The 15,915-nt window shown below is 43.1% G+C and carries 13 protein-coding genes; 5 read left to right on the forward strand and 8 right to left on the reverse strand.

All coding sequences use genetic code 11. The features are described 5' to 3' along the window. Positions 1-62 precede the first annotated feature (62 nt). From rppB to NSP_RS09310, 6 genes are all read right to left on the reverse strand, one after another. Positions 63-1,538 (reverse strand): two-component system sensor histidine kinase RppB, encoded by a 1,476-nt coding sequence (gene rppB, locus NSP_RS09285; protein ID WP_231859561.1) that lies wholly within the window; start codon positions 1,536-1,538, stop codon positions 63-65. After that, positions 1,474-2,169, reverse strand: a complete 696-nt coding sequence (gene rppA, locus NSP_RS09290) for a two-component system response regulator RppA (RefSeq protein WP_006198664.1) — start codon at positions 2,167-2,169, stop codon at positions 1,474-1,476. The genes rppB and rppA overlap by 65 nt, the downstream gene beginning before the upstream one ends. A 34-nt stretch (positions 2,170-2,203) precedes the next feature. Continuing rightward, a complete protein-coding gene (locus tag NSP_RS09295; protein ID WP_006198663.1) occupies positions 2,204-2,593 on the reverse strand; it encodes a type II toxin-antitoxin system VapC family toxin in 390 nt (129 codons plus the stop codon). Beyond that, on the reverse strand, positions 2,583-2,810 hold the full coding sequence (locus tag NSP_RS09300; RefSeq protein WP_006198662.1) for a hypothetical protein: 228 nt from the start codon (positions 2,808-2,810) through the stop codon (positions 2,583-2,585). Before NSP_RS09300 ends, NSP_RS09295 begins: the two co-directional genes overlap by 11 nt. A gap of 152 nt (positions 2,811-2,962) precedes the next feature. Continuing rightward, positions 2,963-5,404 carry a tetratricopeptide repeat protein gene (locus NSP_RS09305; protein ID WP_323210065.1) on the reverse strand — a complete coding sequence of 814 codons (2,442 nt, stop codon included), beginning with the start codon at positions 5,402-5,404 and terminating at the stop codon, positions 2,963-2,965. Between the two features lie 24 nt (positions 5,405-5,428). Continuing rightward, entirely contained in the window at positions 5,429-5,842 is a 414-nt protein-coding gene (locus NSP_RS09310; protein ID WP_006198660.1) for a hypothetical protein, read from the reverse strand. An 89-nt stretch (positions 5,843-5,931) separates the two neighbouring features. Here NSP_RS09310 and NSP_RS24020 point away from each other — a divergent pair, with 89 nt between their 5' ends. From NSP_RS24020 to NSP_RS09320, 4 genes are read left to right on the forward strand one after another with little or no spacing between them, the layout of a single operon-like run. Next, entirely contained in the window at positions 5,932-6,084 is a 153-nt protein-coding gene (locus NSP_RS24020; protein WP_197538890.1) for a tyrosine-type recombinase/integrase, read from the forward strand. Between the two features lie 46 nt (positions 6,085-6,130). Continuing rightward, positions 6,131-6,358 (forward strand): hypothetical protein, encoded by a 228-nt coding sequence (locus NSP_RS25260; RefSeq protein ID WP_006198659.1) that lies wholly within the window; start codon positions 6,131-6,133, stop codon positions 6,356-6,358. A 26-nt stretch (positions 6,359-6,384) separates the two neighbouring features. After that, positions 6,385-7,050 (forward strand): permuted SH3 domain-containing protein, encoded by a 666-nt coding sequence (locus NSP_RS09315; protein WP_006198658.1) that lies wholly within the window; start codon positions 6,385-6,387, stop codon positions 7,048-7,050. Between the two features lie 21 nt (positions 7,051-7,071). Further along, positions 7,072-10,191, forward strand: a complete 3,120-nt coding sequence (locus tag NSP_RS09320) for a CusA/CzcA family heavy metal efflux RND transporter (RefSeq protein ID WP_006198657.1) — start codon at positions 7,072-7,074, stop codon at positions 10,189-10,191. Positions 10,192-10,255: 64 nt separating this feature from the next. Here NSP_RS09320 and NSP_RS09325 read toward each other — a convergent pair whose 3' ends face one another. Further along, on the reverse strand, positions 10,256-11,758 hold the full coding sequence (locus NSP_RS09325) for a TM0106 family RecB-like putative nuclease (protein ID WP_006198656.1): 1,503 nt from the start codon (positions 11,756-11,758) through the stop codon (positions 10,256-10,258). Between the two features lie 228 nt (positions 11,759-11,986). Here NSP_RS09325 and NSP_RS09330 point away from each other — a divergent pair, with 228 nt between their 5' ends. Beyond that, complete coding sequence (locus tag NSP_RS09330; protein ID WP_006198655.1) at positions 11,987-13,177, forward strand: aminotransferase class V-fold PLP-dependent enzyme; 1,191 nt, start codon at positions 11,987-11,989, stop codon at positions 13,175-13,177. Positions 13,178-13,707: 530 nt separating this feature from the next. Here NSP_RS09330 and NSP_RS25940 read toward each other — a convergent pair. Next, positions 13,708-15,915, reverse strand: a 2,208-nt coding sequence (locus NSP_RS25940; RefSeq protein ID WP_044482745.1) for a hypothetical protein, incomplete at its 5' end; no start/stop codon positions are given.

Here is a 15,915-nt window from a genome sequence, read left to right on the forward strand (position 1 = left end):
AATTTAGCTAGTTGGTTAAGTTTATATAAACTATATTAATTTTTATCTCAAGATAAAAAATATTACAATCTACTATAGGTAGAAAAGTTGCCCGACGATACAATTTTCACTTCTAGCGTAAAAATACTACCTTTTCCCACCTGACTTTCAACTTTCAGATGCGCTTGATGTTTTTGGGCGATCGCCACAGCTATAGCTAACCCCAGCCCTGTGCTTACGGTTTTACAAGAGCGTAGGCGCAGCCCGCCGTAGGCATCGCTATCAACACGGTAAAAGCGATCAAAAATTCGCTTCTGATCAGCAAGCTCAATCCCAACTCCCGTATCTTTTACTGCAATTAGAGCAGTGTAATCACTCTTGACTAAGTTAACAGTTACATATCCCCCACTGGGTGTATACTGGATGGCATTGGCAATCAAATTTGACACTAAACGGTAAAGTTGCGATTCATTACCTAAAGTGTAAACCTCGCAAGTGGGAATTTGGCAGGTTAAATTAATATCAGCAGCAGTAGCCATCTCTAAAAATTCTTCGGTCAAATCGCTCACCACATCATTTAAGCAACAGGGCTGAAAAGGTTTTGCACCTGAATTTTGCTCCAGACTGGTTAACAAGAGTAAGTCAGCGATTAAATGGCTCAATCGTCGTCCTTGTCGCTCAACAGTATGAAGCATGATTTGTATATCTTGTTGATTGGATTGCGGTATGCGGAGGATAGCTTCCACAGTCGCCAACAAACTAGCCAGAGGCGATCGCAATTCATGGGCAGCATTTGCAGTAAACTGTTGCTGTTGCTGATAGGACTGGTAAATTGGCTGCATTGCTAAACCTGAAAGCCACCAACTGGAAGTAGCAACTAAGCTCAGAGCAATAGGCAACCCAATCGCCATAATCCATTGAATCCGCCTGATTTCTGCATCAAAATGTTCTAAAGTGCGGCCAATTTGCAAATAGCCCCAGGATGAATCAGCATTGGCTTCATTAGTTAAAGGATGGGTATTAGCACTATGCAAAATTGTAGTGAATTGGTGATAGCGAATGCCCTTAGCCGTGCGAAAAGTTTGCCATGAACTGCGGTTGAGAGTTGGCGGCAGAGATAGCGGTTGATTGGGTGAAAAAGCCAGGAGTTTCCCTTGATGATTAAACAGACGAATATAATATGTAGTGCGATCGCTAATGCCGATAGTGTGCCGTTGAATCAGCGTTGGGGTAGCCTTGCAGGGTTGTCCACTCAAACAAAGATCAGGAAAAATTTGTTGCAACACCGCAGTCGGTTCTTCAGAAGGCGGTAACAGTGGTTCAACGCTATCGTGTAAAGTTCCAGCAATTGATTCAATTTCGCGCTCCATTCCTGCCCACTTTGTTTGTACCATTGCGCGATACATCCCCAAACCAGAAACACTCAAAATCACACCCATAACTCCCGCATACCAGAGGGCTAACCGTAGACGACTGCGCCGAAAAAGAGAGTAGCTATTCATGAGAATTAAAGCGATAGCCAGCACCAGGAACAGTTTCAATCGGGCAGGGACAGCCATAATTTGCTAACTTGCGACGTAGTAAGCGCATTTGTGCCGCAACTACATTACTAATCGGCTCTTCGTCCATGTCCCAAAGTTGTTGACGCAATTTGCTACCGGGAATGATGCGATTGGGGTTCTGCATCAAATACATGAGCAACTGAAATTCTTTGGTAGTTAAGGGAATAACTAAGGGCGTAGATCCATCGGAATTTACTTGAAGGACATTATTTGCTGTATCCAGAGTAAAACCTGCAACAGTTAGGGTGGACGGTTGTAGTTGAGGCGATCGCCTCTGAAGGGCGCGCAACCGTGCCAGCAATTCTTCCATCACAAACGGTTTGACTAAATAATCATCCGCGCCCGCATCCAGCCCTGCGACACGATTTTCAGGCTGCCCCAAAGCAGTCAGCATCAGCACTGGTAAGGGATTTTGGTGTAGTCTGAGCTTCTGACATAACTGTAATCCCGACATTTCCGGCAGTAGCCAATCAACAATAGCAACTGTGTAGTCTGTCCACTGGCTTTCAATACAGAGCCATGCTTCAGTGCCATCTGTTACCCAATCCACCACATATCGTTCGCTAATTAGGACTTGCTTGATTGCCAGTCCCAAATCCGCTTCATCTTCCACCAGTAAAATTCGCATTGTTCCAGGAAATCAACCACGAGCTTGATTTTACTCACCACGCTACTGCTTGTAGACTCTCCACTTCTTGAAAATGAGCATCGCGTGTTACTAGAATCAGAGCGTGTTGCAGTGCAAGAGATGCAATCCAGATATCGTTCTCAGGTAACGGACGACCCTTGAGCCTTAACTTGTTTTTGACCTCACCGTATTGCCGTGCGGTTTGAGCGTCACATCCCAATATCGTGCTGCTAACAACTAGTTCATCAACTCTTGCCAAATTTGCTTCAACTCGCCCTGACTTTTTGGCTCCATAACACAACTCACCAATCACAAAACTTGGAATGAAAACTTCGTTGGCTTGAGCAAGATTGCTTTTGACGATCGCTTCATCTGCAAAAAGAGCAATGATGATGTTGGTATCGAGCAAATACCTACCACTCATCGACATCTACCCGTTCACAATCCTGCTCGATCGCCTCACGCATTACATGGAGATCGTCCGGAGGGATTGAACCTGCAAAACGTAGCAATTGCTGCCCTGGAGTTCCTCGAACTTCAGCTTTTACTAACGCTTGAGTAAATTCAAGCACTCGTTGTTGCAAGTGCTGCGGCATTATTTCTAGCCGTTTGATCACTTCATTGATAATGGAAACACTCATTCTCTCCTCCTTTTCTTAAGGTCGTAGATAATCGCTGCGCCAACTCCATCAAAATCTCTCGCCCGTCCGCTTCATCGACTTGTTAGCTGGCTGGTAACACCTTTACTCAAAATCAAGGGCGTAGCGCATAAGGCTTTCAAGAAGTGTGAACATTAATCATCGTCACTGTATGTCTGAAGTATAGACTGACAATGTTCCAAATATCCACGATACTTAAATGTATTGGGATCATTGTCACCCAACATATCCAAATAGATTTGCTCGGCTTCTTGATAGAAAGGTCTTGCTTCATTGTTTCTATTATTTGAACGATAGAGGTCTCCGAGGCTTTTCAAAGTCTTAGCAAGATGTTGAGGTTCTGCTGAGCGACATCTTTGCTCTTCTAATATTTTCAAAAGCAAGGGTTCTGCTTTTTTATAACCTTTCTTATAGCCTTTTTTTCGATCTTGGTAGAGTTGGACAAGATCAAGCATAGCTGGAATCAGCTTACGATCCTCTTCAGGTAAATCATTTTGTAAATCTAGTGCTGTACGGTAAAAAGATTCTGCTTCTGCGAAACTTTCTTGTTCTTCCGCACGTTTTCCCCGAAGTCGGTATATTTGTGCCAGCTTGTGAATAGTCTTGATTACATATCGATTTTCGTCTCCCCACAAGCTCTTTTGTACTTTTAAGATTTCGCCTAAAATTGCTTCAGCATCGTCAAGTCGCCCTTGATTGCAATAAACATCTGCTAAACTTCTCTTGATTTCAGTGATAGGAGGATCTTCTTCTCTAAAGAAATTTCTTTGCAATTCTAAAGCTTGTAGGTGCTGTTGTTCTGCTTCTTCCAAGTTTCCTTGAAGACGATATACAATTCCTAACTTATCCATGCTTCGAGCAATATCAGGATGCTCTCTACCTAAAAAATGCTCTTGTATCACTAAGGCTCTCTGCAATAAAAATTCTCCTTCGTCAAACCTTCCTTGAACACGATAAAGTGCTGCTAAGTTGATAAAACTATGTACAATTTGAAGATTTTCTTCCCCTAACAAGTGTTTTCGTAAATCTAATCCTTTTAATAATAGGGGTTCTGCCTCTTCCAACTTTCCTTGAAGACGGTAGACCAAGCCCAGAAGATCAAAGCTCTCTGCAACATCAGAATGTTCTTCTCCGAAAATTTTTTGCCGTAACTCTAGAACTTCTTTCAGTATCGATTCCGCTTCTATATATTGTCCTTGAAATAGATAGGATACTCCTAGTTCAACTAAGCAGGTAGCAAATGAGGGATGTGTTTTTCCTAAACGTTTCTGTAGTAAATCCACACTTTTCTCATGACAAGATTGATATAACTTATAAAAACCCTGAACGCGATAAAATTGACCCAACATCGAAAAAGACTGACTCAGGTCTTCATCCTTGATTGCATCAGTCAGATTCTGTACTAATTCTTCTAAGTGAGGAATAGCATCCTTAACTGAATCAAAACTTTCACGGGTGAATATTCCAGGTTCAGTAGCGTATGTTCTCGGCACTGTTTTGGCGATTTCTACAAGAGCTGTGGCAAAGGCTTGCCTAAATTGATTTGAGTGTTCTGCCTCTTCCAGTTTCGCCTGTAAAAAACCTCTAATTAAGGGATGTATTTTATACAGAGGTTCTCCCTCTAACAATTGCTCAATTAAATGATGTTCGTAAAGTTGCTCGTTTGCAGTTTCAATATCTAACTCTTGCCAATTTAGTGATTTACAGGCATACTCCACAAGTTCCCACGGAATACTAGTTGGTACAAATAAGCTCAAAAACTCGCCCATACGCTGTGATGTTGGTTTGAGTTCTTTCCAGCTTAATTCAAATACAGCTTTCACTCCTTGCAAAGGGATATCAACAGTTAACTGCGGCTGGTTAAGAAGTTCTCGCTGTTCCTCCAGTCGTTGCAACATTTTATCTAGTGACAAAAGAGGTTTTTTCCTTAAATATCGCCCTACCAACTGCAAACCCAAAGGTAGATAGCCTAGCCTCTTACACAATTCTTGTGCTTGCTGTTTTTCTTTTTGTACTCGTGTGTCACCGACCAACTTTGTTAAAAGATTCAACGCATCTTCTGGCGACAATACATCCAAAGGTATTTCTTCGATATCGGGATCGAGATTTCGCAATCGTGTTGTTATTAACACCCGAAAACGTTTTACTTTTGGCAGTAATTGATAAAAGCTTTCTAAATTGACAACATCATCTAATACAACCAATACTAAACCTTCCGGCGGTTGCCAATTGTGCCAACACCACCACACTTGTTCTTCTAGTGGCTTTCCCTTTAATTCTTCAGGTATTTCTAATTTCAGAAATTGCTTAAACTGGTTGATAATCTCAGTCGCTAAGTTCCCTTCTCGTGCATTTAACCAGCAAATTCCACCGAGATAATCATCTTGATGTTGCCGTGCATATTGTGTCGCCAACTCTGTTTTACCCACACCACCCATGCCTGCCACAGCAGCAGAGATCGCTACGGAACGGGATGTGTGTAATTTTTCGTGAATTTTGGCAAGTTCATCTATGCGTCCAACAAAGTTGGCGGAACCTTGATAAGGAATAATATATTTAGAGGGATTTAACTTTATCCGTTCCCGTTCGGACGACTGTAGTCAAAACTGAAATGTATTTCCTGTTACTGTATTAATTCCACCTTTAATATTGATTCCTTTCCAGTTTTCAATTACTGTCGAAAGTTGAGGATTAGCTCTATTCAATTCTCGCTCGACGATTTCCGCCACTTTCGGTTCTGATAGCACTAACTCTTTAGTTTCCTCAAGCAGTTTTTTTATATCTTCGTTATCTTTTGCAATTGCCTCAATTTCTAAATACACTGTGCCGTAATCTAGGGGGTATTGGTCTGAACCTTCTATAAGAAGTGCGGCAGTAGGGGAGTCCTGCTTGATTCGAGATAGCAACTCATTCGACTTAAAAAATACAGCATGAGTCACATTCTCTCCAACCTTAGTTAATGCTCCTGTTGCTACGATACCTGCAAGTGCGATCAGAATAGTCAGAGGATCCATTGATTGCTTCCTTAATAATAATTCGGTTTACAGTTTACCAAAAGACCAAAGGGCTTAAACGCACCTAATCTAACCAACTCGAACCGCAAGTGCAAAAACTTGATGCGAAGCCGGCTAACTATTTTGCTACCCATTTATTACAAAACGGCTACGACATCCCTACAGTGCAGCAATTACTGGGACACAAGGATGTAAAAACCACGATGATTTATTTATACCCATGTTCGGAATCGGGGTGGTAAGGCTGTGCGTAGCCCCCTTGATTAGAATTACTGGCATATATTTTACATGAATTTTGAACACCTAAAATGGTACAAAGTTAACACCCTAGCTCATAGCCATAACACCACACAGCAGGCAAGTGGATTGCCGATGGGTATTCTGCTTCATCTTCCACCAGTAAAATTCGCATCACTTCAGGGAAATCAACCACAAAGCTCTGATCTTACAAAAACATCTGCCATTTCACCTGGATTTCATCTGCCCTTTGGCAAACTATGGACAACTTTTGTTTAATCCCGTATCCATTGTGAGGAGTGATTATGAAACCTTTTATGCTAATGAGTTCCATTCTGGCAGCCAGTTTAATTATCAGTGCGCCCACAGTTGTATCTGCTCACGTTGGGCATGGTGATGAATTTCAAGCAACGGGTGGCATTAATCGCGTCAAAGTCAATGCTCAAACCGATGAACTATTAGGTATTGTGGTGACACCGATCGCCTCCTCTGGGGGATCTGCTGTGATGATTCCGGTGACGGCATTGGTTGATGCTGATGGCAAGCAGCTAGTCTTTGTGCAGTATGAGAATTTTTATGAGCCAGTGGAAGTTACCACCGGTGAGACTAAAGGCGAACTAATCGCTATTACCAAAGGATTGTCAGTTGGTGAAAAACTTGTTACCCAAGGTAGTTTGTCGCTATATGCCGAATCGCGTAAAACCCAAACCGCCGATACAGCACCAAGTCCAGATGCGATCGCCACTCCTAAAACTGATACAGCCCATGCTCAGGCAGATGCTCAAGGAATACCTCATAGCCATGATGCAAGCGGTAATCTCGTCTCACAGGCTGGTGAAACAACTCAGCAAGCAAGTGGTGGATTGCCGATGGGTATTTTAGCAGGAGTCGGTGGTGGAGTTGTGCTTGTGGGCGGAGCGATCGCTGTTGTTGTAGGTATGGGTAAAAAGAAAAGCGACTTATCTGAATAAGACAGGAGATTTTTAATTGCAATGTTGAACTCCATTCTGAATCAGATTCTCAAAAACTCCATTGCCCAGCGTTGGTTTATAGTTATCTGTGCGATTCTAGTGACGGTGTGGGGAGTGTTCACTGTCACACAGATGCCACTGGACGTTTTTCCTGAATTTGCACCCCCCCAGGTGGATATTCACACCGAAGCGACTGGACTAGCTCCAGAGGAAGTGGAATCACAAATTACTGTGCCGATTGAGAGTGCGGTGAATGGTTTGCCGGGGGTAACTACGGTACGATCTTCCTCTAAAGTCGGGCTGTCTATGGTGCAGGTGGTGTTTGACCAGGAAGCCGACATTTATAAAGCTCGGCAATCAGTGACAGAACGACTCCAGCAGGTGACAAATCAGTTACCTGAAGGGGTGCATCCGCCGGAAATTTCGCCGTTAGCATCGCCATTAGGCACAATTTTACAGTATGCCTTTACTGTGAATGGGCAAGGGAAAACCTCGCTGATGGATTTGCGCCGTCTGGTGGATAGCACCCTGAGCAACCAAATTTTATCTGTGCCGGGAGTCACCCAAGTTACTGTTTACGGTGGGGATGAACGACAAGAACAAGTATTAGTTGATCCAGAAAAATTGCGATCGCTTAATGTTTCCCTGACCGAAGTGACTAATGCTGCTAAAAGCGCAAATTCTAACGCTCCTGGTGGATTTCTCATTGGTGGTGGTCAAGAACTTTTAGTACGCGGTATTGGGCAGGTAAAATCAATTGCAGACTTGCAGCAATCAGTGGTCAAGGTGCAAGATGGGAAACCGATTTTGCTCAAAGATGTGGCGGAAGTAAAAACGGGTGCAGCACTGAAGCGGGGAGACGCTAGTTTTAATGGGCAGCCGGCTGTGGTGATGATGATTAACAAACAGCCTGATGTCGATACTCCGACGGTGACAAAAGCAGTAGAAGCGATGCTGCAATCGTTGCAGGACACATTTCCCCCTGATGTGCAGATGGCGCGGACGTTCCGGCAGTCTAACTTTATTGATACTGCCATTGCCAATGTCAGCAGTTCCCTAATTCAAGGCATCATCATCGTGTCGGTGATTATGCTGTTATTTCTGATGAATTGGCGTACTGCCGTAATTACTCTGAGTGCAATTCCTCTGTCTCTGTTGATTGGCTTAATGTTCATGAAAGCTTTTGGCTTGGGCATTAACACCATGACCTTGGGCGGTTTAGTCGTAGCCATTGGTTCAGTTGTGGATGACTCAATCGTGGACATGGAGAACTGCTATCGGGGACTGCGAACCAATCAGGCACAGGGCAACCCGAAGCATCCCTTTGAGGTGGTGTATGAAACCTCTGTACAGGTGCGGTTAGCCGTGATTTTTTCCACAGTGATTATCGTAGTCGTTTTTGCACCAATTTTTAGTTTGACGGGCGTTGAAGGCAACATTTTTGCACCGATGGGTTTTGCATATTTGCTTTCCATCTGCGCGTCTACTTTGGTGGCCATGACCCTTTCACCTGCCTTGTGTACCATTCTGCTGGCAAATCAAACCCTACCGCAAGAAGGTACATTTATCTCACGTTGGGCAGAACGGTTATATAGTCCATTGTTAAATCTGTCGCTGCGATCGCCCCAAATTATTCTGGGTGTAGCACTTGCCGCCTTGGTTGCTGCTTTTGCGATTATTCCCTCCCTGGGACGGGTGTTTTTGCCGGAATTTCAGGAGAAATCATTGGTTAATTCAATGGTTTTATTTCCAGGAGTTTCCCTCGATATGACCAATCGGGCTGGGATAGCACTGTCTAGTGCGCTTAAAGATAATCCTTTGTATGAGTGGGTGCAAGTACGGGCAGGACGCACTCCAGGAGATGCAGATGGGGCGGGAGTGAGTATGGCTCATGTGGATGTAGAATTGAGCGATCGCGCCCTCGAAGACCGGGAAGCCAGTATTAAACAATTGCGGCAAGAGTTTAATAAACTGCCTGGTGTAGCATCTAACATTGGTGGATTTATTTCTCACCGTATGGATGAAGTGTTATCTGGGGTGAGAAGTGCGATCGCTGTGAAAATCTTTGGCCCGGATTTAACAGAACTGCGAAAGATTGGCGAACAAGTGCGAGATGTGATTCAGCCCATTGCTGGGGTTGTAGACTTGCAGCTTGAACCCCAACTGCCCATTCGTCAGGTACAAATTCATTATGATCGCGCAGCTGCTGCAACCTATGGATTGAGTATGGAGCAGTTGTCAAATGTGGTGGAAACTGCTTTAAATGGTCGTGTAGTGTCGCAAGTGGCTGAAAATCAGCAGCTTATTGATATTTCTATCTCCTTGACGGAGAAAGCCCGCAATAGTTTAGATGCCATTCGCGCTATTCCCATCACTACCCCTACTGGGCAAACTATCCAATTGGGTGTGGTTGCTAAAGTAGAGTACGGTATGGGAGCAAATGTTGTAAATCGGGAAGATGTGTCACGGCTAATTGTTGTTTCGGCAAATGTGGCCGAGCGCGATTTGGGCAGTGTCGTTGGCGATATTCAATCCCAAATTCAACAGAAAATCAAACTCCCCAATGGCTATTTCATCCAATACGGTGGACAGTTTGAATCGGAGCAGCGTGCTAGTAATAATCTCCTGGTATTTAGTATCTTGGCAGCGATCGCCATTGCGGTGTTGATGTTCTTCTCTGTTAAATCCCTCCCCGCGACAATCGCCATCATGCTCAATCTGCCTTTGGCTTTGGTGGGTGGTATTATCTCCATTGCTTTGAGTGGCGGTGTGATGTCGATCGCCTCTTTGATTGGATTCATTACCCTATTTGGTGTTGCTGTCCGCAATGGTTTGTTGTTGGTAGACAACTATAACAATAAGTTTGCTCAGGGAATGCCTCTTAAAGATGTGATTGTTAAAGGTTCTCTAGAGCGAGTTAATGCTATCCTGATGACCGCACTCACTTCTGCGCTGGGGATGCTGCCTTTGGCGATCGCCAGTGGCGCTGGAAATGAAATTCTGCAACCCTTAGCAATTGTAGTTTTGGGTGGTTTATTTACTTCTACAGCTTTGACTTTATTGGTTATTCCGGCTCTTTACGCCAAATTTGGCAAACAATTGATGCCTCAACAGAAAAGCGTTTTGGTTAACCAAAAATAGTCAAACTAATGATGCTGTGATTGATGTAATAAGACTGTGTTTTAAAGGTGATAACCTTGAAAAATCAAAACAGTCGCCAACTAGATTCATTTTCCACAAATTGCACCAGCCAATCCTTCACACTCCGGGTAGCGCGACAATCATCTTCGTTGTAACTTTGAATAATATCCAGCAAAGTGCGATCGCCTGTTTCTAGCCACTGGTCATACCAGTAAATACACTTAGCACCACTAGCTTCTTTTTCCCGCCACTCAAAGCCCAACCAGCGAGCAATGGCTTTCAGGGCATAACTTTCTATAGGTAAAGCGACGCTTTTAGTTAATTGTTCATATACATCCACAAAACGATTTAATACAGGACGCACCGAAGAATTGGGAGTGCTGTAAAGTTTCGCTAACCTTTTAACTGTATCAACTTCATACACACAAAAATGATAAATTGGCGCATCAGGATATTGCCAAACCAAATCTAGAAATTGCTGCCAAATTAATGCTTCCTCTTCTGGTTTCTCTGCTAGAAACGAATAAAACTTTTCTGTATTTTCTTGCTTATCAACAACCAAAATTCCCAAAAGATAATCTAAATCCAAATCTGGTTGTGCTTCAATATCAAAATAAAGCTCTACAGGAGCCGTAAATGTCAGATCCTCAGTTGGTAACGAATCAGGTAAAATAAATGGCCGTCTTTGCAGTACAGATTGCGCTTGTACAATCAACTTGGGTGCGACTAAGCTGGTGAAACCAGGAAGGTTTTCCAAGGTGAGAGGACTGGTATGAGCGAGAGATTCCACAGTGTTGATAGATAGAGCTTGGAGTTGTTCGTAGCGAACAGGTGTGACTCCTGGTAACAAAGAAAGATGTTGCTGTGATTGCGCGATCGCATAACATTGATTATACCAATGGCAAAGATTGCACTTCTGACGAGAAATAAATACTTCTGGTGGTTCTGGTAACTCTAATGCTTGGATAAACTCCCACAAAATGCTCTGCATTTTTGGTATCCATTTGGATAAATCCACTGCATACTCCCTGTCTTTGGTACGCAACAGCAGCCAAGCTATTTCCGGCGTAATTTCCTGCACCTGTGCCAATACTTGAGCGTGAAACGCCACCACAACTTGATATTCTTGCTTAGGACGCTTACCCAATTCGATATTTGTTGGTACATACATCCAATCGCCAAACCGGGACTGTCCTCGCTGTTTTACCAGTAAATCAGGGCGACTGAGGAGAGTGTATTCTAAAGATGGGGAAATATCTTGATTTTCCGGATCTGCCAAATTTTGGTAATTGGCTAACAGCACACCGCGATAAATATACTCAACTCCATGCTGCATCAATTCTAAAGTCGCCGCGTGACCTGCGTCCCAGTCACCCCGTGAGTAATTTGGTTTGTGATAATAACCCAACTCTGCCAAAATACTCTTACGATGAGCGATTTTATCTTGTTGTAATTTGAGTAGCAACTCATTGGGCGCATCACGCTGAGGTTTATCGCCGTGAGCATCTAAGACAGGTCGGCGTTTACAGCGTTGATATTGCAGTAGGTGTTCAGCATTGATTAACATTCCTTTAAGTTAACAAGAATTAGAGAAAACTGGTCATGTTCCAGACAGCGAAACTGGCTGTAAATCAAAATATACCCTCTAACTCACATAACTTACGCAAAAGACCTCCCAAACCCTCATAACTCAGCGTACTCTGTGTCCTCTGTGGTTCGTTTCATCCAACTTATTCCTGATTCCGTGGGACAGTGAGAAACTAGAAAAGTGAAAAGATAGGTATTTTGAAGATTTATGACTAATATTTCGGCTGCAAAAACTAAATTACATCAACATCGCGCCCAATTTCCCGCTTTAGGGAATAAGACTTATTTTAATTATGGCGGACAAGGGCCGATGGCTCAAGGGGCGATGGATGCCATTACGCAAACTCAAGCTGACATCCAACACAGTGGCCCTTTTGGGAATGAAGCCTACGCCAAAGTTTCTCAAGCCAAGGAAAATCTCAGAGATGCGATCGCCTCCCAGTTGCAAGCACCACAAGAAAGCATTACCCTAACAGAAGATGTTACAGTTGGCTGCAATATTGCCATGTGGGGGATTGACTGGCGCGCTGGCGACCATATGCTACTTTCAGACTGTGAACACCCAGGAGTAATTGCTGCATCCCAGGAAATCGCCCGCAGATTTGCTGTAGAAGTTACCACCTGTCCCCTGCAAGAAACTTTAAATACAGGCGATCCCGTCACAGTCATTGCTCAACACTTACGCCCCAATACTCGCCTAGTAATTTTAAGTCATGTCTTTTGGAACACAGGACAAGTTTTACCACTTGACAAAATTGTTGAAGTATGCAGAGCTAATAATTCATTAGTTCTCGTAGATGCAGCCCAGTCTGTGGGATTATTACCTTTAAATTTAACCGAATTGGGGGCAGATTTTTATGCCTTCACAGGACACAAATGGTTATGTGGTCCTGCGGGTGTAGGTGGTTTATTCGTCCGTCCCGAAGCCAGAGAAAAATTACAGCCTACATTTATCGGCTTACGTGGGATTGTGGTAGATAGTCAAGGTAAACCAGTGAATTGGCAACCTGATGGACGAAGATATGAAGTATCAACATCCGCGACTCCATTGTATGTTGGTTTAACACAGGCGATCGCCATTCATCAGCAATGGGGAACCGCACAAGAACGTTATCAGCAAATCTGCCGTAACAGTGAGTATCTTTGGCAACAATTGGGGACATTACCCGGCGTTCAACCTCTGCGAACCTCTCCACCCGAAAGCGGGATAGTTTCCTTCCAACTCAATCAGCCAAAATCGGGAGTCCATTTCAAATTAGTGCAATTCTTAGAAACACAAAGAATATTAACGCGGACAATTGCCGATCCTGACTGTATCCGCGCCACCGTCCATTACTTAACTCTAGAATCAGAAATTGACCAATTAATAGAGGGTGTACAAAAGTTTATCCAGACGTAATGAGTGAAAACCTGCTATATTTTCAAGTGTCCCATCTTACAGAAATCTATAGATTAAAGGACAAGGAAAAGTAACTTAATAACTGTTCAGATATTCAAATTATTAAGTTGCTGTTTCAAGAAGACCATTCAAGTAAACAGGATATCAATGAATCGTTTCAATTACATAAACAAGATAATCTTGATTGCAATCGTTGCGATTGTACTTACAGTCAGTCCGGCACTAGCAAGGAATAATTATCGATATGAAATCTGCGGTGCAGACCAGTCTAACTCAGTATCCGGTGTGGAATCTCGTGGAGTAAACAGGTTGGTTAGTGATTTTTGACCGCCGTGCTGATGTCCCACCTATGAGTGAGAGAAGCACCACAGAAATTGCCATTAGTCCCCAGGGCAGAAATATTACAGTAATTCGGGGTTGGTTCGAGTAGGGTGAGTTAGGCGCTACGACATGATTTTTTCAAACCAATAATTCATACACCGTAACCCACCACAGAGACAGCTATGCTATCAGTACCAGGCTAAAATAGCTCATGATGCCTCATAAAGTTGGATATTGCGGAACAGACCATTACTATCAGGTGAGGCTACATCATGGTCATTGGCAAAGGTGAGATAGTTGAAATTGCCCGTGAAGTAATCTCCTACTTTAATACCATAAGATTGCCAACCAGAACCAGTGCTATAGTTTTTAAAGTCATCGAGTCCCCAATTTTGAGTTCCACTAAGTTGGAATAAGTTTTGGGGGTTATTGATGACATCATTGTCAGTATCAAAACCAATTCCGTGAATTTCTCCTCGTTTGCTGCTTTGGAATTCAAATTCCAGGATGGTGTTGTTGGTAATATTGTAATTACCAATGTCCAGTTTTTTCCAGGTGTTACCGGATAGTCCTAGTTGAGTTTTATCAGCCGAGATGGTGAATTCATCTGTGACATCTTGGGAGGCGGCGGAAAGAGCGTATTCGTTGCTATTACCGTTGATGTTGACGCTGAGGTTTTTATTCTCGTAGAGTTGGATATTGCGGAACTGACCATTACTATCAGGTGAGGCTACATCATGGTCATTGGCAAAGGTGAGGTAGTTGAAATTGCCCGTGAAGTAATCTCCTACTTTAATACCATAAGATTGCCAACCAGAACCAGTGCTATAGTTTTTAAAGTCATCGAGTCCCCAATTTTGAGTTCCACTGAGTTGGAATAAGTTTTGGGGGTTATTGATGACATTATCGTCATTATCAAAACCAATACCGTGAATTTCTCCTCGTTTGCTGCTTTGGAATTCAAATTCCAGGATGGTGTTGTTGGTAATATTGTAGCCACCAATGTCCAGTTTTTTCCAGGTGTTACCGGATAGTCCTAGTTGAGTTTTATCAGCAGAGATAGTGAATTCATCTGTGACATTTTGAGATGCGGCGGAAAGAGCGTATTCGTTGCTACTACCGTTGATATTGACGCTGATGGTCTTCTCATAAAGTTGGATATTGCGGAACTGACCATTACTATCAGGTGAGGCTACATCATGGTCATTGGCAAAGGTGAGGTAGTTGAAATTGCCCGTGAAGTAATCTCCTACGGTAATACTGTAAGATTGCCAACCAGAACCAGTGCTATAGTTTTTAAAGTTATTTAGTCCCCAATTTTGAGTTCCACTAAGTTGGAATAAGTTTTGGGGGTTATTGAGTACATCATTGTCAGTATCAAAACCAATACCGTGAATTTCTCCTCGTTTGCTGCTTTGGAATTCAAATTCCAGGATGGTGTTGTTGGTAATATTGTAGCCACCAATGTCCAGTTTTTTCCAGGTGTTACCGGATAGTCCTAGTTGAGTTTTATCAGCCGAGATGGTGAATTCATCTGTGACATTTTGAGATGCGGCGGAAAGAGCGTATTCGTTGCTACTACCGTTGATATTGACGCTGAGGTTGTTATTCTGATTCTCGTAGAGTTGGATATTGCGGAACTGACCATTACTATCAGGTGAGGCTACATCATGGTCATTGGCAAAGGTGAGGTAGTTGAAATCTCCGGTGAAGTAATCTCCTACGGTAATACTGTAAGATTGCCAACCAGAACCAGTGCTATAGTTTTTAAAGTTATTCAGTCCCCAATTTTGAGTTCCACTAAGTTGGAATAAGTTTTGGGGGTTATTGATGACATCATTGTCAGTATCAAAACCAATACCGTGAATTTCTCCTCGTTTGCTGCTTTGGAATTCAAATTCCAGGATGGTGTTGTTGGTAATATTGTAGCCACCAATGTCGAGTTTTTTCCAGGTGTTACCGGATAGTCCTAGTTGAGTTTTATCAGCAGAGATGGTGAATTCATCTGTGACATCTTGGGAGGCGGCGGAAAGAGCGTATTCGTTGCTACTACCGTTGATGTTGACGCTAACGTTTTGATTTTCATAGAGTTGGATATTGCGGAACTGACCATTACTATCAGGTGAGGCTACATCATGGTCATTGGCAAAGGTGAGGTAGTTGAAATTGCCCGTGAAGTAATCTCCTACGGTAATACTGTAAGATTGCCAACCAGAACCAGTGCTATAGTTTTTAAAGTTATTCAGTCCCCAATTTTGAGTTCCACTAAGTTGGAATAAGTTTCCAGGGTTATTGATGACATCATTGTCAGTATCAAAACCAATTCCGTGAATTTCTCCTCGTTTGCTGCTTTGGAATTCAAATTCCAGGATGGTGTTGTTGGTAATATTGTAATTACCAATGTCCAGTTTTTCCAG

Origin of the sequence: Nodularia spumigena CCY9414, assembly GCF_000340565.2 — a bacterium.
GTDB lineage: Bacteria > Cyanobacteriota > Cyanobacteriia > Cyanobacteriales > Nostocaceae > Nodularia > Nodularia spumigena.

What these genes read in the sequence shown, in the direction of transcription:
- rppB (WP_231859561.1), bottom strand. Translation starts at nt 1,538, where the DNA reads ATGGCTGTCCCTGCCCGATTGAAACTGTTCCTGGTGCTGGCTATCGCT.
- rppA (WP_006198664.1), bottom strand. Translation starts at nt 2,169, where the DNA reads ATGCGAATTTTACTGGTGGAAGATGAAGCGGATTTGGGACTGGCAATC.
- NSP_RS09295 (WP_006198663.1), bottom strand. Translation starts at nt 2,593, where the DNA reads ATGAGTGGTAGGTATTTGCTCGATACCAACATCATCATTGCTCTTTTT.
- NSP_RS09300 (WP_006198662.1), bottom strand. Translation starts at nt 2,810, where the DNA reads ATGAGTGTTTCCATTATCAATGAAGTGATCAAACGGCTAGAAATAATG.
- NSP_RS09310 (WP_006198660.1), bottom strand. Translation starts at nt 5,842, where the DNA reads ATGGATCCTCTGACTATTCTGATCGCACTTGCAGGTATCGTAGCAACA.
- NSP_RS25260 (WP_006198659.1), top strand. Translation starts at nt 6,131, where the DNA reads ATGAATTTTGAACACCTAAAATGGTACAAAGTTAACACCCTAGCTCAT.
- NSP_RS09315 (WP_006198658.1), top strand. Translation starts at nt 6,385, where the DNA reads ATGAAACCTTTTATGCTAATGAGTTCCATTCTGGCAGCCAGTTTAATT.
- NSP_RS09320 (WP_006198657.1), top strand. Translation starts at nt 7,072, where the DNA reads ATGTTGAACTCCATTCTGAATCAGATTCTCAAAAACTCCATTGCCCAG.
- NSP_RS09325 (WP_006198656.1), bottom strand. Translation starts at nt 11,758, where the DNA reads ATGTTAATCAATGCTGAACACCTACTGCAATATCAACGCTGTAAACGC.
- NSP_RS09330 (WP_006198655.1), top strand. Translation starts at nt 11,987, where the DNA reads ATGACTAATATTTCGGCTGCAAAAACTAAATTACATCAACATCGCGCC.